This is a genomic window from Gilliamella sp. B2969 (genome assembly GCF_026536195.1).
Lineage (GTDB): Bacteria > Pseudomonadota > Gammaproteobacteria > Enterobacterales > Orbaceae > Gilliamella.
Genome location: NZ_JAFNOP010000015.1, coordinates 22774 through 44034, shown reverse-complemented (window position 1 = coordinate 44034; position 21261 = coordinate 22774). Strand labels below are relative to the sequence as shown.

At 36.1% G+C, this 21261-nt stretch carries 20 protein-coding genes and 1 pseudogene; 11 read left to right on the top strand and 10 right to left on the bottom strand.

Annotated elements, in window-relative coordinates; genetic code table 11:
• The first annotated feature begins 398 nt into the window (after nt 1–398).
• Nucleotides 399–590: a DUF4184 family protein gene (locus J3U66_RS12950; protein ID WP_416379746.1), complete on the top strand. Its 192-nt coding sequence runs from the start codon at nt 399–401 to the stop codon at nt 588–590.
• A gap of 104 nt (nt 591–694) precedes the next feature.
• Nucleotides 695–868 (top strand): annotated as a pseudogene (locus J3U66_RS12945) (DUF4184 family protein); the annotation flags it as partial.
• A 294-nt stretch (nt 869–1162) separates the two neighbouring features.
• On the opposite strand, the gene gmhB reads toward J3U66_RS12945, so the two are convergent.
• Entirely contained in the window at nt 1163–1699 is a 537-nt protein-coding gene (gene gmhB, locus J3U66_RS12145) for a D-glycero-beta-D-manno-heptose 1,7-bisphosphate 7-phosphatase (RefSeq protein ID WP_267349137.1), read from the bottom strand.
• A gap of 115 nt (nt 1700–1814) precedes the next feature.
• Between gmhB and metN the strand changes: the two genes are divergently transcribed.
• The 4 genes from metN to tsaA all read left to right on the top strand — a co-directional run bounded on the left by metN (nt 1815) and on the right by tsaA (nt 5358).
• The gene (gene metN / locus J3U66_RS12140) at nt 1815–2846 is read left to right on the top strand and encodes a methionine ABC transporter ATP-binding protein MetN (RefSeq protein WP_267334560.1); all 1032 of its coding nucleotides are present in this window, start codon (nt 1815–1817) and stop codon (nt 2844–2846) included.
• A gap of 112 nt (nt 2847–2958) precedes the next feature.
• A complete protein-coding gene (locus J3U66_RS12135) occupies nt 2959–3600 on the top strand; it encodes a methionine ABC transporter permease (RefSeq protein ID WP_416379622.1) in 642 nt (213 codons plus the stop codon).
• A 14-nt stretch (nt 3601–3614) separates the two neighbouring features.
• On the top strand, nt 3615–4514 hold the full coding sequence (locus tag J3U66_RS12130; protein WP_267349136.1) for a MetQ/NlpA family lipoprotein: 900 nt from the start codon (nt 3615–3617) through the stop codon (nt 4512–4514).
• 124 nt (nt 4515–4638) lie between these two features.
• A complete protein-coding gene (gene tsaA, locus J3U66_RS12125; protein WP_267349135.1) occupies nt 4639–5358 on the top strand; it encodes a tRNA (N6-threonylcarbamoyladenosine(37)-N6)-methyltransferase TrmO in 720 nt (239 codons plus the stop codon).
• 294 nt (nt 5359–5652) lie between these two features.
• Here the strand turns inward: tsaA and hslO are convergent, their stop codons facing one another.
• From hslO to J3U66_RS12110, 3 genes are all read right to left on the bottom strand, one after another.
• A complete protein-coding gene (gene hslO, locus J3U66_RS12120) occupies nt 5653–6525 on the bottom strand; it encodes an Hsp33 family molecular chaperone HslO (protein WP_267349138.1) in 873 nt (290 codons plus the stop codon).
• Nucleotides 6518–6916 (bottom strand): ribosome-associated heat shock protein Hsp15, encoded by a 399-nt coding sequence (gene hslR, locus J3U66_RS12115; RefSeq protein WP_141671509.1) that lies wholly within the window; start codon nt 6914–6916, stop codon nt 6518–6520. The genes hslO and hslR overlap by 8 nt, the downstream gene beginning before the upstream one ends.
• Nucleotides 6917–7021: 105 nt before the next feature.
• Nucleotides 7022–8611, bottom strand: a complete 1590-nt coding sequence (locus tag J3U66_RS12110; protein ID WP_267349134.1) for a hypothetical protein — start codon at nt 8609–8611, stop codon at nt 7022–7024.
• Between the two features lie 247 nt (nt 8612–8858).
• Between J3U66_RS12110 and greA the strand changes: the two genes are divergently transcribed.
• Complete coding sequence (gene greA, locus J3U66_RS12105; protein WP_065559646.1) at nt 8859–9335, top strand: transcription elongation factor GreA; 477 nt, start codon at nt 8859–8861, stop codon at nt 9333–9335.
• 57 nt (nt 9336–9392) lie between these two features.
• Here the strand turns inward: greA and yhbY are convergent, their stop codons facing one another.
• Nucleotides 9393–9686, bottom strand: a complete 294-nt coding sequence (gene yhbY / locus J3U66_RS12100; protein WP_065633283.1) for a ribosome assembly RNA-binding protein YhbY — start codon at nt 9684–9686, stop codon at nt 9393–9395.
• Between the two features lie 98 nt (nt 9687–9784).
• On the opposite strand from yhbY, the gene rlmE reads away from it, so the two are divergent.
• From rlmE to folP, 3 genes are all read left to right on the top strand, one after another.
• Nucleotides 9785–10411, top strand: coding sequence for a 23S rRNA (uridine(2552)-2'-O)-methyltransferase RlmE (gene rlmE, locus J3U66_RS12095; protein WP_065633282.1), 627 nt, complete (start codon nt 9785–9787; stop codon nt 10409–10411).
• Nucleotides 10412–10488: 77 nt separating this feature from the next.
• Nucleotides 10489–12369, top strand: coding sequence for an ATP-dependent zinc metalloprotease FtsH (gene ftsH / locus J3U66_RS12090; protein WP_416379619.1), 1881 nt, complete (start codon nt 10489–10491; stop codon nt 12367–12369).
• A 182-nt stretch (nt 12370–12551) separates the two neighbouring features.
• On the top strand, nt 12552–13388 hold the full coding sequence (gene folP, locus J3U66_RS12085) for a dihydropteroate synthase (RefSeq protein ID WP_267334545.1): 837 nt from the start codon (nt 12552–12554) through the stop codon (nt 13386–13388).
• 203 nt (nt 13389–13591) lie between these two features.
• On the opposite strand, the gene ubiA is transcribed toward folP, so the two are convergent.
• The 5 genes from ubiA to J3U66_RS12060 all read right to left on the bottom strand — a co-directional run bounded on the left by ubiA (nt 13592) and on the right by J3U66_RS12060 (nt 19114).
• Entirely contained in the window at nt 13592–14431 is an 840-nt protein-coding gene (gene ubiA / locus J3U66_RS12080) for a 4-hydroxybenzoate octaprenyltransferase (RefSeq protein WP_267334543.1), read from the bottom strand.
• Nucleotides 14432–14552: 121 nt separating this feature from the next.
• Nucleotides 14553–15119 (bottom strand): molecular chaperone TorD family protein, encoded by a 567-nt coding sequence (locus J3U66_RS12075; protein WP_267349133.1) that lies wholly within the window; start codon nt 15117–15119, stop codon nt 14553–14555.
• Nucleotides 15120–15187: 68 nt separating this feature from the next.
• Nucleotides 15188–16027 (bottom strand): dimethyl sulfoxide reductase anchor subunit family protein, encoded by an 840-nt coding sequence (locus tag J3U66_RS12070; RefSeq protein WP_267349132.1) that lies wholly within the window; start codon nt 16025–16027, stop codon nt 15188–15190.
• Between the two features lies 1 nt (nt 16028).
• On the bottom strand, nt 16029–16643 hold the full coding sequence (locus J3U66_RS12065; protein WP_416379621.1) for a DMSO/selenate family reductase complex B subunit: 615 nt from the start codon (nt 16641–16643) through the stop codon (nt 16029–16031).
• Nucleotides 16644–16663: 20 nt separating this feature from the next.
• On the bottom strand, nt 16664–19114 hold the full coding sequence (locus J3U66_RS12060) for a DMSO/selenate family reductase complex A subunit (RefSeq protein ID WP_267349130.1): 2451 nt from the start codon (nt 19112–19114) through the stop codon (nt 16664–16666).
• A 234-nt stretch (nt 19115–19348) separates the two neighbouring features.
• Here J3U66_RS12060 and parE point away from each other — a divergent pair, with 234 nt between their 5' ends.
• The gene (parE, locus tag J3U66_RS12055; protein WP_267349129.1) at nt 19349–21238 is read left to right on the top strand and encodes a DNA topoisomerase IV subunit B; all 1890 of its coding nucleotides are present in this window, start codon (nt 19349–19351) and stop codon (nt 21236–21238) included.
• Nucleotides 21239–21261 lie beyond the last annotated feature (23 nt).

Below are 21261 nucleotides of genomic sequence, written 5' to 3'. Positions count from 1 at the left end.
CGTCTCGCAAGTGCCCACACAGATTGTCTGTTTCTTCTTTTTAAAGAGCTGACAGCGTTAAATTTAACTAAACATTTTGTTGTTTCAGTTTGCTGTCTCAAGGGCTGCGTATACTACGCTACACCTTTTTATTCGTCAAGATCTTTTTTCAATATTTTTGATCTTGCTCTCTAACACGTTCTTCGTTTGTTTTTCACTAACGCCGTGTCAGTGGATGCGCATTATAGGCACTTAAAAAATTCCTGCAAGTGTTTATTGCTATTTTTTTTCTGTTTGTGTTTTTTTTACTCATGGCGCTGTGAAAATAAACTAATTCTATACAAATTTTACAAACTTTCTTTATTTACTATTGATTATATAATTATAATTTTTCTATTTCAGTCTAACTTTTCAAGCATATTTTATATGCCTTTTACTTTTGCACATCCTGCAATTGTTTTATCTTTTTACAAAAAACCTCAATTTTTTCTATGACAGCCATAATTATAGGTAGTATGTCATCTGATTTTGAATATTTTCTTAGAATGAAAATAAAAAGTGATATGAGCCATACTTTAATTATGGTATTTTTTATTTTGATCTACCAATAACAATAATTGTTGCTTTTATCTTTCACTTTATTATTCGTAATGAATTAATCAAAAATTTGCCGCATTTTCTATATAAATGATTTACTCATCATCTAAATTTTAATTGGCGTGAATATTGCTACCATCATTGGTTTATTGTCTTAACTTCTGTATTAATAGGTGCACTATCTCATGTGGGTTTGGATAGTTTTACTCACTTGACTGGCTTTTTTGTGAAACACTTTCCTTTTTTACGACAGATAATTTCACTAAAAAATACAGATATTCCAATCTATTAATTATTGCAACATAAAAGTGCTCTGATCGGATTAAGCTTAATATGCCTCTTTATTCTTAGGTTACCTGTCTTGATTGATAAGAAAAATAAAATTAGCTTCCTATATTTGGGTTCAGTATTTTTGATTTTTTTAAATTGTTTTTCTCTTTTTTCCATCAATACTATTCATTGCTTTGCTCAAAGTGCGGTGAATTTTATCAATGCGCTATTTTTGGGATTAATTTTATCACCGCTTATCGTGAAAATTATACGGCATTAATTTTAAACACCGTATTAGGATAGTATTTTTAGATAATTATGATTCTGCTTTTATTTTATTGGGTAAATCAGCCAAGCTGTCAATTACCCAATCAGCTTGTGCTAATGCTTCTTCAGTAATAGCATCACCGGTTTTGACTAAAACTGTTTTTTTAACGCCTGCCTTTTTACCCGACAATAAATCAGATACTCTGTCCCCAACCATATATGAACTTGCAATATCGATATTTAATTCCTTGGCTGCCGTTTGAATCATACCAGGACTCGGCTTACGACATTCACATTTATCAATCAATGGATCGTGAGGACAATAATAGATTCCATCCAAATCTACACCACGATCTTGTAATGACCAATCCATCCATTCTGTTAATGTATTAAACTGTTCTTCCGTAAAGATATTTCTAGCTATACCTGATTGATTGGTCGTAATCACCAACAAAAAACCCATTTTTTTGAGCTCTTGCATGGCCTCTATAACTCCATCAATAAAATCAAATTTATCAATGGTATGAACATAATTATAATCGACATTAATGGTACCATCTCGATCCATAAAAATAGCAGGTTTCATGTTTACTTTTTTCCTTTTACTTAGGCTTTACACCAATGCATATAGCATATTATTGATTGACTTAGATGTCTAGACGTCTTAATATTCAGCTATCTACCCTTTGTCTATATATATTATGATACAATTACAGCATATTTCGAAAATATTTGAGCATAATAAGACCCCAATTCATGCTTTAAACGATATTTCCCTTCATGTTCCGCAAGGGCAAATCTATGGCGTTATTGGCAAATCAGGAGCGGGGAAAAGTACACTTATTCGATGCGTAAACCTACTCGAAAAACCGACTAGTGGTAAAATATTTTTTGATAATCAAGAAATTACTCACCTTTCTAACCGTAAGCTAATTGAAGTACGTCGAAAAATCAGTATGATTTTTCAGCACTTCAACCTGCTTTCTTCACGTACCGTTTTTGATAATATTGCTTTTCCATTAGAACTAAATAAAACACCAAAAGCGCAAATAAAGCAAAAAGTGACCGAACTGATTGAATTAGTCGGATTAAGCGAGAAAGCTCATGTCTATCCGGCTAATTTGTCTGGTGGACAAAAACAACGCGTTGCTATTGCTAGAGCGTTAGCCAGTGATCCAAAGGTATTACTATGTGATGAAGCAACTAGCGCATTAGATCCAGAAACAACACGCTCAATTTTAGCTTTATTAAAAGATATCAACCAAAAACTCGGTTTAACCATCTTATTAATCACTCATGAAATGGATGTGGTAAAACAAATTTGTGATCAAGTTGCCGTTATCAGTAATGGTAAATTAGTAGAACAATCATCGGTTGGTGAAATGTTTTCACATGCTAAAACTGATATTGCAAGGCAATTTATACAATCAACTTTACACTTAACTATCCCTGAGGACTATTTAGCAAGGCTATCACCTGAATATAAAGAAGGTTTAAATCCATTAGTAAGTTTAGAATTTACTGGTGTTTCAGTTGATTTGCCACTGTTATCACAAATTGCTAAAGAATTTGATATTGATAGTAACATTATCAGTGCTCAAATGGATTATGCTGGCGGTGTTAAGTTTGGATTAATGTTGACAGAAATGAAAGGGAAACCGAAAAGCACAGCATCAGCAATACAATTTTTAGAGAACAATAACACCAAAGTAGAGGTGCTCGGTTATGTTTAATTTTATTCCTTCGTTTAAACCTTTTGAATCATTATTTCGATTTTTAGCTGAACACGATTTTTGGGCAAACTTTGTGACTTTTTGCTCTTCTTTTAATGGCTTTAATGAAGCCATGTTATTCAAAATGGCACAAGCGACCGATGAAACCCTATACATGGTTATTTTGTCAGGTTTTTGGGGAACAGTGATTGGCTTACCAATAGGCATATTACTTTATACCACACGCAAAGGGCAAATTTTAGATTGTTACTTAGCAAATAACGCTCTTTCATTCATTACTAATGTATTTCGTTCCATACCATTTATTATTTTGATTGTCTGGATTATTCCTTTCACGACATTTCTTATGGGAACTTTTATTGGTAAACAAGCAGCAGTCGTACCACTGAGTATTGGTGTGTCACCTCTAATTGCACGAATGATCGAAAATGCCTTATTAGATGTACCAAAAGGATTAATCGAAGCAGCACGTTCAATGGGGGCAACACCACTACAAATAATTTATAAAGTTTTATTACCCGAATCATTACCTGTCATTGTTAATAGTATGACAATTACATTAATTACCCTAACTGGCTATATTGCTATGGCCGGTGCGGTTGGTGCAGGGGGACTAGGTCAACTAGCAATACAATATGGTTACAATGGTTATAAGCCTGCTATAATGAACACGGTTTTGATAATATTAATTATTATCGTATTTATTATTCAATTTATTGGCAATGCTATTGTAAAACGTGTTACTCATCATTAATTTTGGAGAAAATTATGTCTATTAAGAAGCTAGCACTTATCACTACTTTGGTGAGTGCATTTTTTTTAACGGGTTGTGATAATAAACAATCAAAAACAGAAGAAACTAAACCGGCAGAGCCTGTAAAAACTAACACGATTAAAGTTGGTGTGATTTCAGGCCCAGAACAAGAAGTTGCAGAAGTTGCTAAACAACAAGCTAAAGATCTTTATAACTTGGATGTAGAACTGGTTATTTTTAATGACTATGTCACGCCAAACCAAGCACTAAATGATGGCTTAATTGATGTTAACGCATTCCAACATAAACCTTATTTAGATGAACAAATGAAAGAACGTGGTTATAAATTAGCAGTAGTCGGCAACTCATTTGTTTATCCAATTGCCAGCTATTCACATAAATTAAAACCAATTGATAAATCAGCTGAAACTGGTGCCGGTGTGAAAGTAACCTCACCGCGTGACGAAACCTTCTTTATTCCAGCTAGCTCAACAATAGCCATTCCTAACGATCCAACTAATTTAGGCCGTGCATTATTGTTATTACAACATGAAGGCATGATTACGGTGGATAAATCAAAAGGATTACTACCAACAGTACTTGATATTACTAGCAACCCGTATAATTATAAAATTGTTGAACTTGAAGCACCAATGTTACCGCGTTCATTAGATGATGCACAAGTTGACCTTGCCATTATTAATAATGCTTTTGCAGGACAAGCTAATTTAACACCAAGCAAAGATGGTATTTTTGTTGAAGATAAAGAATCACCTTATGTAAATATCATCGTATCACGTGAAGTAGATAAAGATAATGACAATGTCAAAAACTTTGTTAAAGCTTACCAAACAGATGCCGTAGCCCAAAAGGCTAATCAAGTGTTTAATGGCGGCGCAATTCGTGGTTGGTAAAATCATAGCTAAAATATTATGATGTTTTTCCACCGGCTTAACGTCGGTGGATGTTTTTAATATGTCATAATAACTATTTTATAATGTATTTTATTCATGAGTTTTACCTGTTAACTCAATTAATATGAAACAAATAATCAACCCAATAGGCATTATCCATTCACCTTATAGTGAAAAATTTGCTGTACCTCGGCAACCTAATTTAGTGACTGAAGGTCAAGGTGAACTGCATTTGTTACCACCTTACAATAACCCTGATGCAATTAAAGGATTAGAACAGTTTTCTCATCTTTGGCTTTTATTTCAATTTCATCAAATTGAATTAGACAAATGGCGTTTAACAGTGCGCCCACCGCGTTTAGGCGGAAATAAAACGTTAGGGGTGTTTGCAACGCGTTCTCCATTTAGACCCAACCATATTGGTTTGTCAGCAGTAGCGTTGAAAGATATCGTTATAAAAAACAAACAAGTCATTTTAAAATTAGGTAGTGTTGATTTAGTAGATGGAACACCTGTTATCGATATCAAACCCTACTTACCTTATTGTGATAGTTATCCCGAGGCAATTGCCGGTTATGCACAATCGATGCCAGATAAAACGTTAACCGTTGAATTTTCACAACAAGCACTGCAATTACTTAAATCACATCAACTTACCTACCCTAATTTGGCAGCATTAATTACTCAAGTTATTGCTCAAGATCCAAGGCCAGCATATAAACAAAAAAGTTTGAAAGAGCAGGATTATGGATTTAGACTTTATCACTTTAATATTAAGTGTAGAATTTCTGATAAACATGCCATAGTTGAAGATATTGATATAGAAAAAAACAACAAAACATAAATCGCATTACTGCCGTTATTATTATAAATTCTATACTAGAAACACGTATAGTTTATTAAGTAAAAAATGTTCTTCCTAACTTATTGATATTAAAAACAATTAATAAGATATTTTTAGGTATTATTGTTATAAATAGTTTTGTAAAGATTCTTTACAAAAATATCTATCAAAACCGATAAAAGAAACTGACATATTTATACGAGTCTGGTAAATTAGCAGTGGGTTTAATTTCCCTATATTTCACCTTACCACTAAAATTTTAACAAATTTTAGTGGTCCTTTTAGAAAGAAAAATCAATGATAATTGGTATGCTGTTTAGCTCTGATTTGAGCAATATCAATCGTATCAAATATGTAATGTTTCCCACAATAATCACAATGAATATCAATTTTGCCACCATCTTCGTTTAGCATCTGATCTATTTCATTGGCAGGCAAAGTCATTAAGCTATCTTCACAACGTTCACGAGAACAACCACATTTAAATGTCACGTTATGAGTCTCAAATAATCGAACTTGCTCTTGATTATATAAACGATATAAAATTTCTTCAGTAGACAGTTCAAATAACTCATCACTAGTAATCGTTTGAGTTAAGGTACATAGATGCTCGAAAGAATCAGATGTATTTTCATTTCCTGGCAATATCTGCAATAAAATACCAGCAGCAACAGGTTTATTATTATAAACGCCTGTTTTGACAAATAAACGTGTTGGTAACTGCTCAGACTGCATGAAATAGTTTTCAATACAACCAATAAGCGTATCGCTTTCTAATCCTACAATACCTTGATAACGTTCACCATTTTTGGGTGTAATGGTAATAACAATATAACCATTACCAACCATTTCTTTAAGTGTTGCATTATTGGCAATATCCGACTTTACACGCGCAACTCCTCGAAGTTGTTGCTGATCATTACCATTTACAACCGCTAAAGATAAAGGACCATCACCTTGTAATTGTACAGCGATATCACCCTCAAATTTTAGTGTAGCTGTTAACAAACTGGTTATCACCAGTAATTCACCTAAGACTTTTTGTACAGCAACGGGATAAGTGTGATTATCTAAAATTGCCTGGTATGTCTGTTCAAGATGGGTGATTTCACCTCGAATAGCGTGATTATCAAATAAAAATCGATTAAGAGTATCCATATTAGTTATTTTCGCCTAGTTGTCTATCATATTTAAATTTAATCAAGTTACGTCGCTCTTTTTTATCCGGTTTCCGATCCGGATGTGGCATAGTTAATGCGTTAAGTTTACGTGCTTGTGCTATGGTTTCGCGTTTAGTAATACTTTCTTGCGTTTCTTGATAAAGTAATTGTGCCTCTGTAGCAGATCTACGCTGTTCAGTAATGGCTAATACTTGGATGGTCTTTTGATCAGAACCTTGTCGAAGAGTTAAAATTGCACCCACTTCAATAATTTTACTTGGTTTAGTGCGCTGTCCATTATAATGAACTTTACCACCGTCAACCATTTCTCGAGCTAATGAACGAGTTTTATAAAACCTTGCAGCCCACAACCATTTATCTAATCTAACTGGATTCATTACATCCTCATATACATTTTTCATCAAGTCAATCTGATACTAAACACTAGTCAGATATCAAATATCTTTACAGGGTATATAAGGATGTTTTTACTTAAATCAATATTATGGATTAATAATAAACTCGTTTTCATTAGACAATAGAGTGCCAGATAATTTAAATGGTGAAATACTACCGTGTAAATCTGCACTATAATTAATGGATTTAGGTGGTTCTTCTATTAATTTCCACTCTTTTAATAGTAAACTGGAGATATTATAGGCAGTTAAATGTAACGAGACAAATTCAGTTTGCGTTGGATCTATTGTCGCTATTGCTTCAACCATACCGCCACTCACTAACGAACTAAAACTGACTAAAGTTTGATTTTGAGCATCAAATTTAACAACAAGATCGGGATATTTAATATCAATTTCATTAATAGAGCCCAGTTCAGCTTTACAAAATAAGGTTCCAGCATAAATACCTAATTTTCTATCTTGAACTAAGACTACATTAGAGCCTGACATTTCAAAATTGATAAAAACAAATGGAAAATCTGAATTTTTATCAATTAACATACCAGGTAAAATGGTTAATTGATCCACTTCTACTCGGCTAAATAGATCGGGTAATAAAAATCCGTCTGATTTTGGCGGTACTTGGTAATTGACCCCAGCTAATAATAATTTTTCTAAATGTAAGGCGTTATTACTCCAACTACCAGTAAAATCAAGATTACCTTCATTCCAATTTGCCATCGCTTTTTGAATTTCAACTTGATTATTTTTAAACTGTAATTGTAACAATGCCGATGAAAATACCTCATCATGCCAAACTACACTCTCTGCACTCAAAGTAACATCACTATCATCTACTATCCATTGTTGATCATAGCGTAGGTTAGTTGCATCAATATTCCCTTTATCAATAGTTAACCCTGGAATTTGAATACTACTATCGAACATAGTTAATTGGCGAATAACTAACTTAGGCAGTATTGTAGAATAGTGGTCATCCATCGATTTAAAATGAATCTTATTAATCTTCAACTGTTCAATATCCCAGCTATTATCCGCCATTATTTTCAATTTACTAACAAAAAAACCATTATCAACATTACCACCTAAATTGGTAACAGTAATAATATTATTTCGATGAAAGCCTTGAATAAGTACCTTATCCATTGTCTGTTGATTTAACATAACTTGCTGTGCCGTCAAATCAAACTGATAGTCTCCCTCACCTTGCGAATTAAATGATTTAATGCCACCATTTAACTGGTTTAATGATAATTTATCTTGGTTATTATTAAGGGGAATATTGATTTTGGTATCCACTAATTTTAGCGTGTTTGCAGTAAAATTATAATCTTTAGCTGTTTGTGAATAATCAATCACACCTTCAAAAACAGTAATATAATTGAAATGATTTAACTGCCATAGGTTATCTTTATCAAATCCAACAACTAATTTTGGAACATTAACCAATTGCTGCTTTTCATTACTAATCACAACATCATCAAAAGACAGCTCATAAAAATTTGAAAATGAATGACTTACCTTGCCAATAGAAATAGTATAAGGACTTAATTTAGATAATTGTTGCCCAATTAAATTCGCACCAAAAGAAGTCTGCATTAAGAAATAAGGTAATAACAACACAAACCAAATAATAGACAAGACAATAATTATAGATAATCTTAATCGTCGCATAACATAAATAGACTAAATGGTTAATTAAAATATTAATAATTACATTACGATAACCGATTTTAGCCAAAATAGCACCTGATTTCGATATAAATGATTTGTGGTCAGATCGGTTTTACAGTTAATATATAGCGATAGACATTGGTGTCTTTTAAAATAACATATACAACTACAATCACCACCTGCCACGCTTTTGATTAAGCGTTGGGCTTGTTATTTTTTTTATTATCAGTAAAACGGGAGAGCAAAGATGAAACAAATCCCAATGACGGTAAAGGGAGCCGAATTATTACGCGCGGAATTGGAAGAGCTGAAAAATGTTAAACGACCACAAATTACAGCAGCTATAGCCGAAGCAAGAGCGCACGGGGATTTAAAAGAAAACGCCGAATACCATGCAGCCAGAGAACAACAAGGCTTTTGTGAAGGACGTATTCAAGAAATTGAAGGCAAGTTATCACAAGCACAAATTATTGATATTACCAAAGTGAAAAACACCGGACGTATAATTTTTGGTGCCACAGTAACAGTAATCAATGTTGATACCGACGAAGAAACAACTTATCGCATTGTCGGTGATGATGAAGCTGACTATAGGCAAAATCTGATTTCGGTCAACTCACCTATTGCCAGAGGTTTAATTGGCAAAGAAGATGGTGACACAGTCCAAATTAAAACACCAGGCGGTGATGTAGAATTTGATATAGTAAAAGTTGAATATATCTAATATCAAAAAAACATAAAAGTTAACAATAAAAACAGGGCTTACTGCCCTGTTTTTATTTTATTTAGGTAAAGTGATTTTCTTTTCATCACTTGGTCTAAAAATGGTAAAAATAGACCCGACTTGTTGTACAGCTAGTGCTTTGGTTTCACGAATAATTGCATCGCAAATTAATTTTTTACTGTCACGATCTTCAGCTGATACTTTAATCTTAATTAATTCATGAAAATTTAAAGCGCTTTCAATTTCAGCAAGAACACCTTCGGTAAACCCATTAGCACCAATCATCACAACAGGTTTTAAATGATGGGATTCACTTTTTAAGTACTGTTTTTGTTTATTTGATAAATTCATTAATTTTTTATCACATTAAGTTGTAATTTTGCTATTCTACCCTTATATATATGAGTAATCAATTGAAGAAACCTTCTTACACTAAGGATTTATTAGCGGTGAGTAATAAAAAACGCTCGGCAAGTTCGACACGCTGGCTTAATGAACATTTCAAAGATCGCTTTGTACAACAAGCCCAAAAAAAGGGATTACGATCTCGGGCATGGTTCAAATTAGAAGAAATTCAAAAAAGTGACAAACTATTTAAACCCGGGATAACCGTTGTTGATTTAGGTGCAGCACCTGGTGGTTGGTCACAATACGTAGCATCTTTAATTGGTAATAAAGGTCGCATTATTGCATGTGATTTATTACCCATGGATCCGATTGTTGGCGTTGATTTTTTGCAAGGTGATTTTCGTGATGAAGCAGTATTAAAAGCACTGCTTGAACGCGTTGGTGATCAAAAAGTTCAAGTTGTGATGTCAGATATGGCCCCCAATATGAGTGGTCAACCCGCTGTTGATATTCCTAGAGCTATGTATTTAGTTGAACTCGCGCTTGATATGTGTCGAGACGTGCTTGCACCTAATGGTAATTTTATTGTCAAAGTATTCCAAGGTGAAGGTTTTGAAGAGTACCTAAAACAGGTACGCTCAATGTTTAAAACAGTCAAAATCCGTAAACCTGAAGCTTCACGGGCAAGATCCCGAGAAGTTTATATCGTTGCAATGGGTATGAAGTAGCCAGTTGTATAATTTTGTAGTACCATTGCTAAGTTAATTTTAGTCGTAACTGTTAATTTTTATGAGAGGTTTTTCTTTTGAACGACATGGTAAAGAATTTGCTGATCTGGGGAGTCATTGCGGTAGTATTGATTGCTGTATTTAATCAATTCAGCTCAATATCCAATAGTGGTCCTCAAGTCAATTATACCCAATTCAACTCAGACATCACCAGTGGCAAACTTCAAGAGGTGCATATTAACGGGCGTGAAATTGTTGCCACCACTAAAGGTAACGGCAGTTATGTCACCTATATCCCTTATTTTGATGAAAAATTAATGGATGATTTGGTATTAAACAAAGTTGCTGTTTATGGTAGCCCTGATGAAAAACCGAGTTTATTAGTTAATATTTTAATCTCTTGGTTTCCAATTATTCTATTAATTGGCTTCTGGATTTTTATCATGCGCCAAATGCAGGGTGGCGGCAAAGGCGGGCCAATGTCTGTTGGCAAAAGTAAAGCCAAAATGCTCACTCCAGATCAAGTCAAAACTAAGTTTACCGATGTTGCGGGTAGTGAAGAAGCGAAGCAAGAAGTCACCGAAGTCGTGGATTTTTTACGCGATCCTGGCAAATATCAAAAACTAGGTGGACGCATCCCAAAAGGGATTTTGATGGTTGGACCACCAGGTACTGGTAAAACGCTACTTGCCAAAGCTATCGCGGGTGAAGCCAATGTACCTTTCTTTAGTATATCGGGTTCTGACTTTGTCGAAATGTTTGTTGGTGTCGGTGCATCTCGTGTCCGCGATCTATTCGAACAAGCTCGTAAACATTCGCCTTGTATCATTTTTATTGACGAAATTGATGCTGTCGGGCGTAAACGTGGCGCAGGGTCAATGGGTGGGCATGACGAACGTGAACAAACCCTTAACCAAATGTTAGTTGAAATGGATGGTTTCGAAGCGAATAGTGGCATCATCATTATTGCGGCAACCAACCGTGTTGATATTTTAGATCCAGCATTACTTCGCCCAGGTCGTTTTGACCGCCAAGTACAAATTGGTTTACCGGACATGAAAGGCCGTGAACAAATTTTAGCCGTTCATGTACGTAAAGTTCCACTTGGTTCTGATGTCAATTTATCCGTTCTTGCACGTGGTACACCTGGTTATTCTGGCGCTGAACTAGCAAACCTTGTAAACGAAGCTGCACTATTTGCCGCTCGTCGTAATAAGCGCTTAGTCACCATGGACGAGTTTGAAGAAGCTAAAGATAAAATTAACATGGGTACTGAACGACGTTCATTAACCATGACCAAAGAACAGCTTATTTCTACTGCTTATCACGAAGCTGGTCATGCAATTATTGGTTATTTAATGCCTGATCATGATCCGATTCACAAAGTGACCATTATTCCACGTGGACGCGCATTAGGGGTTACGTTCTTTTTACCTGAAGGTGATCGCGTTAGTGAAAGCCGTGAAAAATTAGAGGGTGACATTGCAACACTTTATGGTGGTCGGCTTGCTGAAGAACTTATTTACGGTGTTGATAAAGTATCAACCGGTGCATCTAATGATATAAAAGTCGCGACGCAATACGCCAGAGCGATGGTTACTCAGTGGGGCTTTTCTGATCGCTTAGGTCCATTATTTTATGAAATGGATGATAACTCATCTTATGGTCGTCCTAAAGATATTTCAGATGAAACAGCACGTATCATTGATGAAGAAGTCAAAAAAATTATCGACCGTAATTTTGAACGGGCACGTAAAATACTGACTGAAAATATGGATGTACTTCACGCCATGAAAGATGCGTTAATGAAGTACGAAACTATTGGTGCTAAACAAGTTGCAGATTTAATTGCTCGTCGACCTATCACTGCGCCTGATGATTGGACAGAAAGTGACGAAAAAGCAGCAAATCAAATCCCAAATGAAGGAAGCGATATACCACCTCAATCAGAAAGTTAATTGACTTTAATAAAATATAACGCGCTACGGCGCGTTTTTTATCGATAATATTAAAATAACTCTCTTATAAATAGGGCAAGAATAACATCATAATCTGCATAAAATACATGCAACAATTGCGCTCAAGCGTTTTTAATATCGCATAAAAACATTATCAATAAAAATCGAATAAGGCTATAACCATGGAAATACGTTTTCAAAATCAAGTAATGGAGCTCTCTTATCCACAAGTGATGGGTATTGTAAATATGACACCAGATTCGTTTTCTGATGGCGGCAATTACAACAATCTTGATGATGCAATGCGTCGTGTCGATAACATGATCCAAGCCGGTGCCACATTCATTGATATTGGTGGAGAATCAACTCGACCAGGGGCGGCTGAAGTCTCGGTTGAAGAAGAACTCAATAGAGTGATTCCTTTAGTTGAAAAAGTTGCCCGTTATTTTGATGTTTGGATTTCGGTTGATACCTCAAAACCACAAGTCATAACCGAATCGGCAAAAGCAGGTGCACACTTAATCAATGATATCCGTGCACTAACCGAACCTGGCGCAATTGAAGCTGCGTCCCAAACAGGATTACCCGTTTGTATTATGCACATGCAAGGCGATCCAAAAACTATGCAAAATGCACCACATTATGAACAAGATATCTATCAAGTAGTGGATGACTTTTTTGCTCAACATATTGATCGTTGCATACAAGCAGGAATTGATCGACAAAAAATCATTCTCGATCCTGGCTTTGGTTTTGGTAAAACCTTGGCTCATAATTATCGACTCTTAGCAACATTAGAAAAATTCCACCATTTTGACCTCCCTTTATTGGTAGGCATGTCACGGAAATCCATGATTGGACAAGTATTAAATGTACCACCACAACAGCGTATGCTAGGTAGTGTAACTTGTGCTGTCATTGCTGCAATGAAAGGTGCACACATTATTCGTGTCCATGATGTTAAAGAGACATTTGATGCATTACGAATTGTACAAGCGACATTAGCGGAACAAAAATGAAAAATGTTTATTTTGTAGTAGATGTAAAATGTAAAATCAAGAGATTTTTGGGGGATGCAAAAACGCATCCATTTCCTTAAAATTTTTAATCACGGTTTAACTTCTTTTAAGAAGTTAAGAAATTTAAGAAACAAATTTGATTGATAAATAAAAACAATTTCCGACCAGAAGTTTATGGGAATATCCATATTTATGGATAAAAATCAAACAAACCACTCACTGCAAAAAATCCCGACAAAAACCAACAACCCTACAGAATTATTATTCATAAATGCTTTAAAACAGTTATTGCGTTGGCGTTGCTTGATTAATGTTTGTTGATAAATAAATAACATCGAGGCTAATGCTAACGCGCTATAGTATATAAACGATAAATGATTGATTAACCCAACAATCAATAAACAGATTATGGCGATCATTTGTAACACACCAATCATTAATTTGTCATAACAACCAAATAGAATTGCCGTTGATTTAATACCAATTTTTATATCATCATTTCGATCGACCATAGCATACTCAGTATCATAAGCGACTGTCCAGCTAATATTCGCTAAACAAAGTAACCAGCAAGTTAATGGAAATTGCTCAATGGTTGCCGCGTACACCATTGGAATGCTCCAACTAAATGCTAGCCCCAAAATAACTTGAGGAAGATGAGTATAACGCTTCATGAAAGGGTAAATCATAGCGGTTAATAAAGCAAAACAGGCAATTAACCAAGTCAATTTGTTTAAAGTTAGCAATAAACCAAGTGCTATTGCTAAAAGTAACACTAGTGTCCATAATGCATTTTTAGCAGTTAATGCACCCCGTGCCAATGGGCGATTCTGGGTTCGTTCGACATGTGCATCAAAATTACGATCGGCATAATCATTTACCACACAGCCAGCTGCACGCATAACAATTACCCCTAAAACAAACACTAATGAGGTATAAGTATAAGGCTGACCAGTCAGCCAAATTGCCCAAAGCGTGGGCCATAGTAATAATAAGGTACCAATTGGTCGGTCTAACCGCATCAGTTGTAAATAAGCTAACATAATTTGGGGTTTATCTGAAAAGTAATAGCAGGATTATACCGTTTCCCTTAAAAGCTGCAAAGTTGCGACAACGTCTATAAAACTTAAGCAAAGTAAAAAGTTAAAAGGAATTCAAAACCTACTATAACGTCGATAGCATTAACAAATATTGCTGAGCAATGACGGCTAACGATTGATAAAATTGGCTAATGTCATTATTTTTCAAGCATTCTAAATAGTTTGATGACCAGGTCAGTAAATGTTCATTAATTAATTGCTTGGCAATTGATATTTGATTTTTTTCGAGTAATAACGCAAATGCCATTAACATTAATCCAAACTGATCTTCCGGCTCATTCATACCGGTATTAAGAGTTATCCCGTGTTGCTGTAAAAACTGACGATAACGCTCTTGTGATTCGCCCATTAATAACTGTTCTTGATCTAAATAAACGGATCCCCAAGGGGGTGCAGGCATATCACCCTGCCCTTCAAATAACAACGAAAATTGATAATCAAGATCTGTATTACTTATCTCTGTCATTAATGTTTGGCATTGTAGACTAATTAATGATCGATTTTGCCAATCAATAAGTTTATCAATATGTAATAAAGGATTAATCAGTGGCTGTACAATCTGGCTATTTGGCGAATAATAAAAAAAAGCACCTAACACTTTTGCCACCGTTGCGCATACTAACTTATCCAAATTATTCTATCCCTTAATTATCGTTAGACGATTTTTTCATCTTGATGAGTAAAACTGTTTGTTACTTATTATAATGGAATTACCCATAAATTATAAAATACAATGCGCCCACAAATTTCAGCAACAAAAACACAAGTAAAAGCGATAATCGATAAGATCATTGCATAGTTTGCTCGCCAAATATTGATAATCACTAACAACAAAGCAACTAAGATTAAAGCACATTCACCAATCATCCAACCACTTTGCTGAGCGGTGAGTTCTGGCGTAATAGTTGCCATTAAATTAGCATAAGGTATTTTTAACAATACGATTAACAATCCAGCCATCAAAAAAACAACGCTGCCCAACCGTTTTAAACCTAACATAGCGCTTGCAATCCCACCTAAAGCAAACATAGCAGTATACATTTGCAAGGCAGTGTAATACGTGTCCCATGTTTTAACTGTTGGTAACATATAGGTTAAAACAATGGTCCAAACAAACACTAAGCTCAATAAAATCAAAACGGCTGATAGTAGGCCATTGACATAAGGAATCTTATTTACCTTCCAGCAAATAACTCTAAAGAATTTGAACTTATCGTCAGTTGGATAACACGAAAAATAATTTAATACTACTGAAGCAAAGGTGACACCAAATAATACGCCAAAGGTAAAAATTTCGTTACTCATCGGCGAGCGACCAATACCAAAAATCACATTTAAAGCGCGTAAAGGATGCCCTAAATGGAAAGAAGCAATGATCATGCCTATCGCCATAAAAATCAGGCTGATAACATTAATTTTTTGAATAATAGATAATTTATCTTTTGTATGATTAACTAGATAATATAAGCTACTTAAAAACACCATGCCAGCGGATAGTTGCCCAAACACCGTAAAAAACACTAGCGGTAATTCATGCATATTACACCTCCTCTGGATTGAGTATTTTACCCAAAGTATCACCCGAAGCTTTAGCTTGGGCATGTGGTTTAATCACGATATTAGGTTTTGTTAACTGAGCATCAGGTAATGGAGCAATATTACGTTCTTCACCATAGCGCTCACGTAATTTATCGATTTGGTCAAAATCTAATGCACGTTGTGGACAAGACTCTACACATACTGGTTTTAGCCCCTCGGCCACACGTTCATAACAACCATCACATTTTGACATCACCCGTTTTTGGTGATCATACTGAGGTGCACCATATGGACAGCGCATTTCACAATAGCGGCACCCTATGCACACATCTTGATTAACCACAACTAAACCATCTTCCTTGCGTTTATGCATCGCACCGGTTGGGCAACCTTGCACGCAAGTTGGTTGCTCACAATGATTACATGAGATGGATAAATAATAGGTAAAAGTATCATTTTGCCAAATACCATCAACTTGCTGCCATGAACCACCGCCATATTCATATACGCGGCGATAATGAACACCGAGCGCATTATCTTTTTCATCTTTACAACTTAATTGGCAGGTTTTACAGCCAGTACACTTGGCCGAGTTAATATAAAATCCAAATTGCATTTTGCTCATCCCCCTATTACCTATGATGTCGATGACATCACCGACAATGGTTTAATCTCAACCAAATTGGTGTGCTGTGGATTAGATTTAGCCAGAACTGAAGGCCGCATAGAAGTTAAGCGATTCACACAACCACCAATATCAATGCCGGCTGCATTAGTTTTAGCCCATAATCCTTGCGGAATAGCAATCACGCCAGGTAATATTCTTGGTGTAACTTTAGCGGGAATATAAAGTCGTCCTCGATCATTGAAAACTTCTACAAGTTGACCGTGCTTAATTTGCCGTTGCTCTGCATCTAGTGGATTAATCCATATACTGCTTGCTACAGCTTCGCGTAATTGAGGTAAATTACTATAACTAGAGTGACAATGGCCTTTAATATGAAATCCTATCATTTGTAACGGATATTTTTGCCGCATTGCTATATCTTCACTCCCCTCAATAGCGGGTAGATAAGCTGGAATGGGGTAAAGCATATCCTGCTCATCAAACTCCCACTGACCGGCTATCTTAGCTAATGCTTCAGAATAGATTTCTATTTTACCGGACGGCGTATTTAATGGCTGATTAATCGGATCATCTCGAAAATCTTTTAACGCGATTTGTGCATCACTATCAGCTAATTTACGGTCAATCACACCCATCCCATTAGTGTCAGCAAAAGGGGGTAAATCAGGATTTTGCTTGCGCATTCTTTCATAGCTATAAGCTATCCACTCATCTTGAGTTCGCCCTTGCGTAAATTTATCTTTAACGCCCATTTTTTCAGCCAATTCAGTCAAAACCTCATATGCAGGGCGATTTTCCCATAATGGCTTAATAGCCCGCTGCATTCGAATAAAATAGTGATAAGCACCCGTTGCATAAGAATTATTGATAAGATCATTGCTTTCAACCGATGATACATCAGGTAGCAATAAATCAGCATATCGTGCCGATGCAGTCATATGGGTATCCCACACTAAAATGAATTCACATTTTGATTCATCTTGTAAAATTTGATGAGTTTGATTGAGATCAGCATGCTGATTGCCAATTACATTACTGGCATAACTCCATAAGAATTTGATACCTACATCGAGTTTATCTTTACCCAGTATGTAGGCATTTTTAGCTGTCATGCTATCTGGATCTGCAATAGCTTTCGTCCATAAAAAGAAAGGAATACTGGTTTTAATCGGATTTAAAAGGTTTAAACCTGGAACAGGATAAGTCACACTCCCTCCCCATGTTCCAATATTAGTACCACGTTTACCAAATTGACCCGTAATAATTGGTAATAACATAATTGCACGAGCTGTATGCTCGCCATTTTGCCAGCGTTGAGCCCCCCAACCTTGAGAGATCCAAGCTGCTTTAGCATTGATAATATCAAGCGCCAGTTGCCGAATTTTTGCAGCTGGAATACCGGTCTTTTTCGCTGCCCATTCAGGTGTTTTAGCGGTTCTATCATCCCCCAAACCTAAAATATACGATTTATAATCACTAAAAGGCGGTGCAGAATCAGGCAAAGTGTCAGCATTCCAACCCACACAATATCGATTAAGCATTGCCTCATCAATTTTATCTTCCTCTAATAGTGCATAAATAATTGCAGCGACTAACGCGGCATCAGTACCGGGAATAATCGGGATCCACTCTGCATTATAACCAACCACACTTTCACTACGCCTTGGATCGATAATAATTACTCGAGCGTTGCTTTGCGCTAATGCATTAAACAGCTCTGTAACTTGCCCACCGCCCGACATTCGCGTTTCGGCAACATTATGACCAAACATCACAACTACATCAGAATGCTTTATTTGATCCAATAATGAATCTTTAGCATTACCATAAATATAAGGTTGAATGGCGGTTATCTGCCCACTTGAGTAATCACCATGATAATTAAGAAAGCCGCCAATACTGCTTAAAAATCGCTTACAGACATTTCGTCCAGAAAGATTGGCACCCGTCGTGCCTGTGCCATATTGATAATAGATAGCCTCATTACCATATTGGTTGATGGTATATTTAAGCTTATCTGCAAGAAGATTAATGGCTTCGTCCCATGAAATGCGTTTAAATTTACCTTCACCTCGTTTACCAATACGGAGCATGGGATATTTTAAACGCTCAGGATCGTAGGTTCGCCAACGAACAGCCCGACCTCGCAAGCAAGGACGAATTTGATGCAATCCAAAGGCAGGTTCGTCAATACCGTCTTCCGACGAAATTTTAGTAATAATATCATTTTTTACATGGACTTTTAATGGACATCGGCTACCACAATTAACTAAACAAGCACTATAAAAAATCTTCTCATCATTAGTAGGATTTGGTGCTAGACTATTTTGAGTTGTCGGATTAGGTTCGGCATAGGCAAATGGTAATTGAAAACTATTTGCGAGCGCAGTAACGCTCCCGACAGCGAGCGATTTTTGCAAAAAATCACGCCGAGTAATCTTTTTTTCTGACTTGCTCATCTTATTCCCTTAATTTTTGTGTGGGATTTATCTATCATAATACTAAAAGTACAATAAAAAAACTGAGAAATAGAAAAATAACTAATTAACTTCAAATAAATTAATATAATAAGAATTATTATCAAATAACGCAGCTTTAAAAAACCTATTTTCAAGTAAGCATAAATTTAATTTCATACATCTTAATGAAAGATTGGTATAATACTCCCATTTATCCGGATAAATAGAAAAATTATGTCACAATCCACATATAATGCCGTTGATATAGAAGTCCTAAAAGGACTTGATCCTGTCCGTCACCGACCAGGGATGTACACGGATACTACTCGCCCAAACCATTTAGGGCAAGAGGTCATTGATAACAGTGTTGATGAAGCAATAGCGGGGCATGCCAAACAAGTTAAAGTCACACTTTATGAAGATAACTCATTAGAAGTGATTGATGATGGACGAGGAATGCCGGTTGATATTCACCCAGAAGAAGGCGTTCCGGCGATTGAACTATTACTGTGCCGCTTACATGCAGGGGGAAAATTCTCTAATAAAAATTACCAATTTTCTGGTGGTTTACATGGGGTAGGTATTTCGGTAGTTAATGCTTTATCAAAGCGTGTAGAAGTTACCGTTAACCGTGATGGGCAAGTGTATCAAATCGCGTTTGAAAATGGCAATAAAGTTGAAGATTTACATGTTATTGGTACATGTGGTCGTCGTAATACGGGAACCAAAGTTCATTTTTGGCCTGACGAAAAATATTTCGACTCACCAAGATTTTCAGTACCACGTTTAACGCACCTATTGAAGGCCAAAGCTGTACTTTGCCCCGGTCTTGAAATCATTTTTAAAGATAAGATCAACAATACCGAACAACGCTGGTGCTATCAAGACGGTTTAAAAGATTACCTAATGGAATCAGTTAGTGGTTACACGCTTTTACCAGAAGAACCCTTTACTGGTAGCCATAATGGTGAAACCGAAGCAGTTGAATGGGCACTACTTTGGATGCCTGAAGGCGGTGAACTGTTAACAGAAAGTTACGTTAACTTAATTCCAACGGTACTAGGCGGTACCCATGTAAATGGTTTACGCCAAGGTCTGCTCGATGCGATGCGTGAATTTTGTGAATTCCGCAATTTATTACCGCGAGGAATAAAACTCACAGCTGATGATATTTGGGAACGCTGCGCTTATGTACTGTCGGTCAAAATGCAAGAGCCCCAGTTTGCCGGTCAAACCAAAGAGCGGTTGTCATCACGACAAAGTGCGGCGTTTGTTTCAGCGATTGTTAAAGATGCCTTTAGCCTTTGGTTAAATCAGCATGTACAAGTCGCTGAATTACTGGCTGAAATGGTCATTTCAAGTGCGCAAAAACGCCTACGAGCATCAAAAAAAGTTATCCGTAAAAAGCTGACCAGTGGTCCAGCCCTTCCAGGCAAATTAGCGGACTGCTCGTCACAAGACTTAAGCCGAACCGAACTCTTTTTAGTGGAAGGGGATTCTGCGGGCGGTTCAGCAAAACAGGCTCGCGATCGTGAGTATCAAGCGATAATGCCGTTAAAAGGTAAAATATTAAATACTTGGGAAGTCTCATCAGATGAAGTGCTTGGCTCTCAAGAAATCCATGATATCTCGGTCGCTATTGGTATTGATCCTGACAGTGATGATTTAAGTCAATTACGATATGGTAAAATCTGTATTTTAGCTGACGCCGATTCCGATGGATTACATATAGCTACGCTGCTATGTGCGCTTTTTGTTCGCCATTTTAAAGCCATGGTCGAACATGGGCATGTCTTTGTTGCCATGCCGCCACTCTATCGTATCGATCTTGGTAAAGAGGTTCACTATGCCTTGGATGAAGAAGAAAAAGAAGGAATTTTAGATCAGTTAAAACGTAAAAAAGGCAAGCCGAATGTCCAACGTTTTAAAGGTTTAGGTGAAATGAATCCACTGCAACTACGTGAAACAACGATGGATCCCAATACTCGCCGTTTAGTTCAATTATCATTAGATAATTCCGAAGAAACCATGGCATTAATGGATATGCTACTTGCGAAAAAACGCTCAGAAGATCGCCGTGAATGGTTACAAGAAAAAGGTGATCAAGTCCAACTTGATGTCTAACATAAAGAATGATTTAGAGGAAC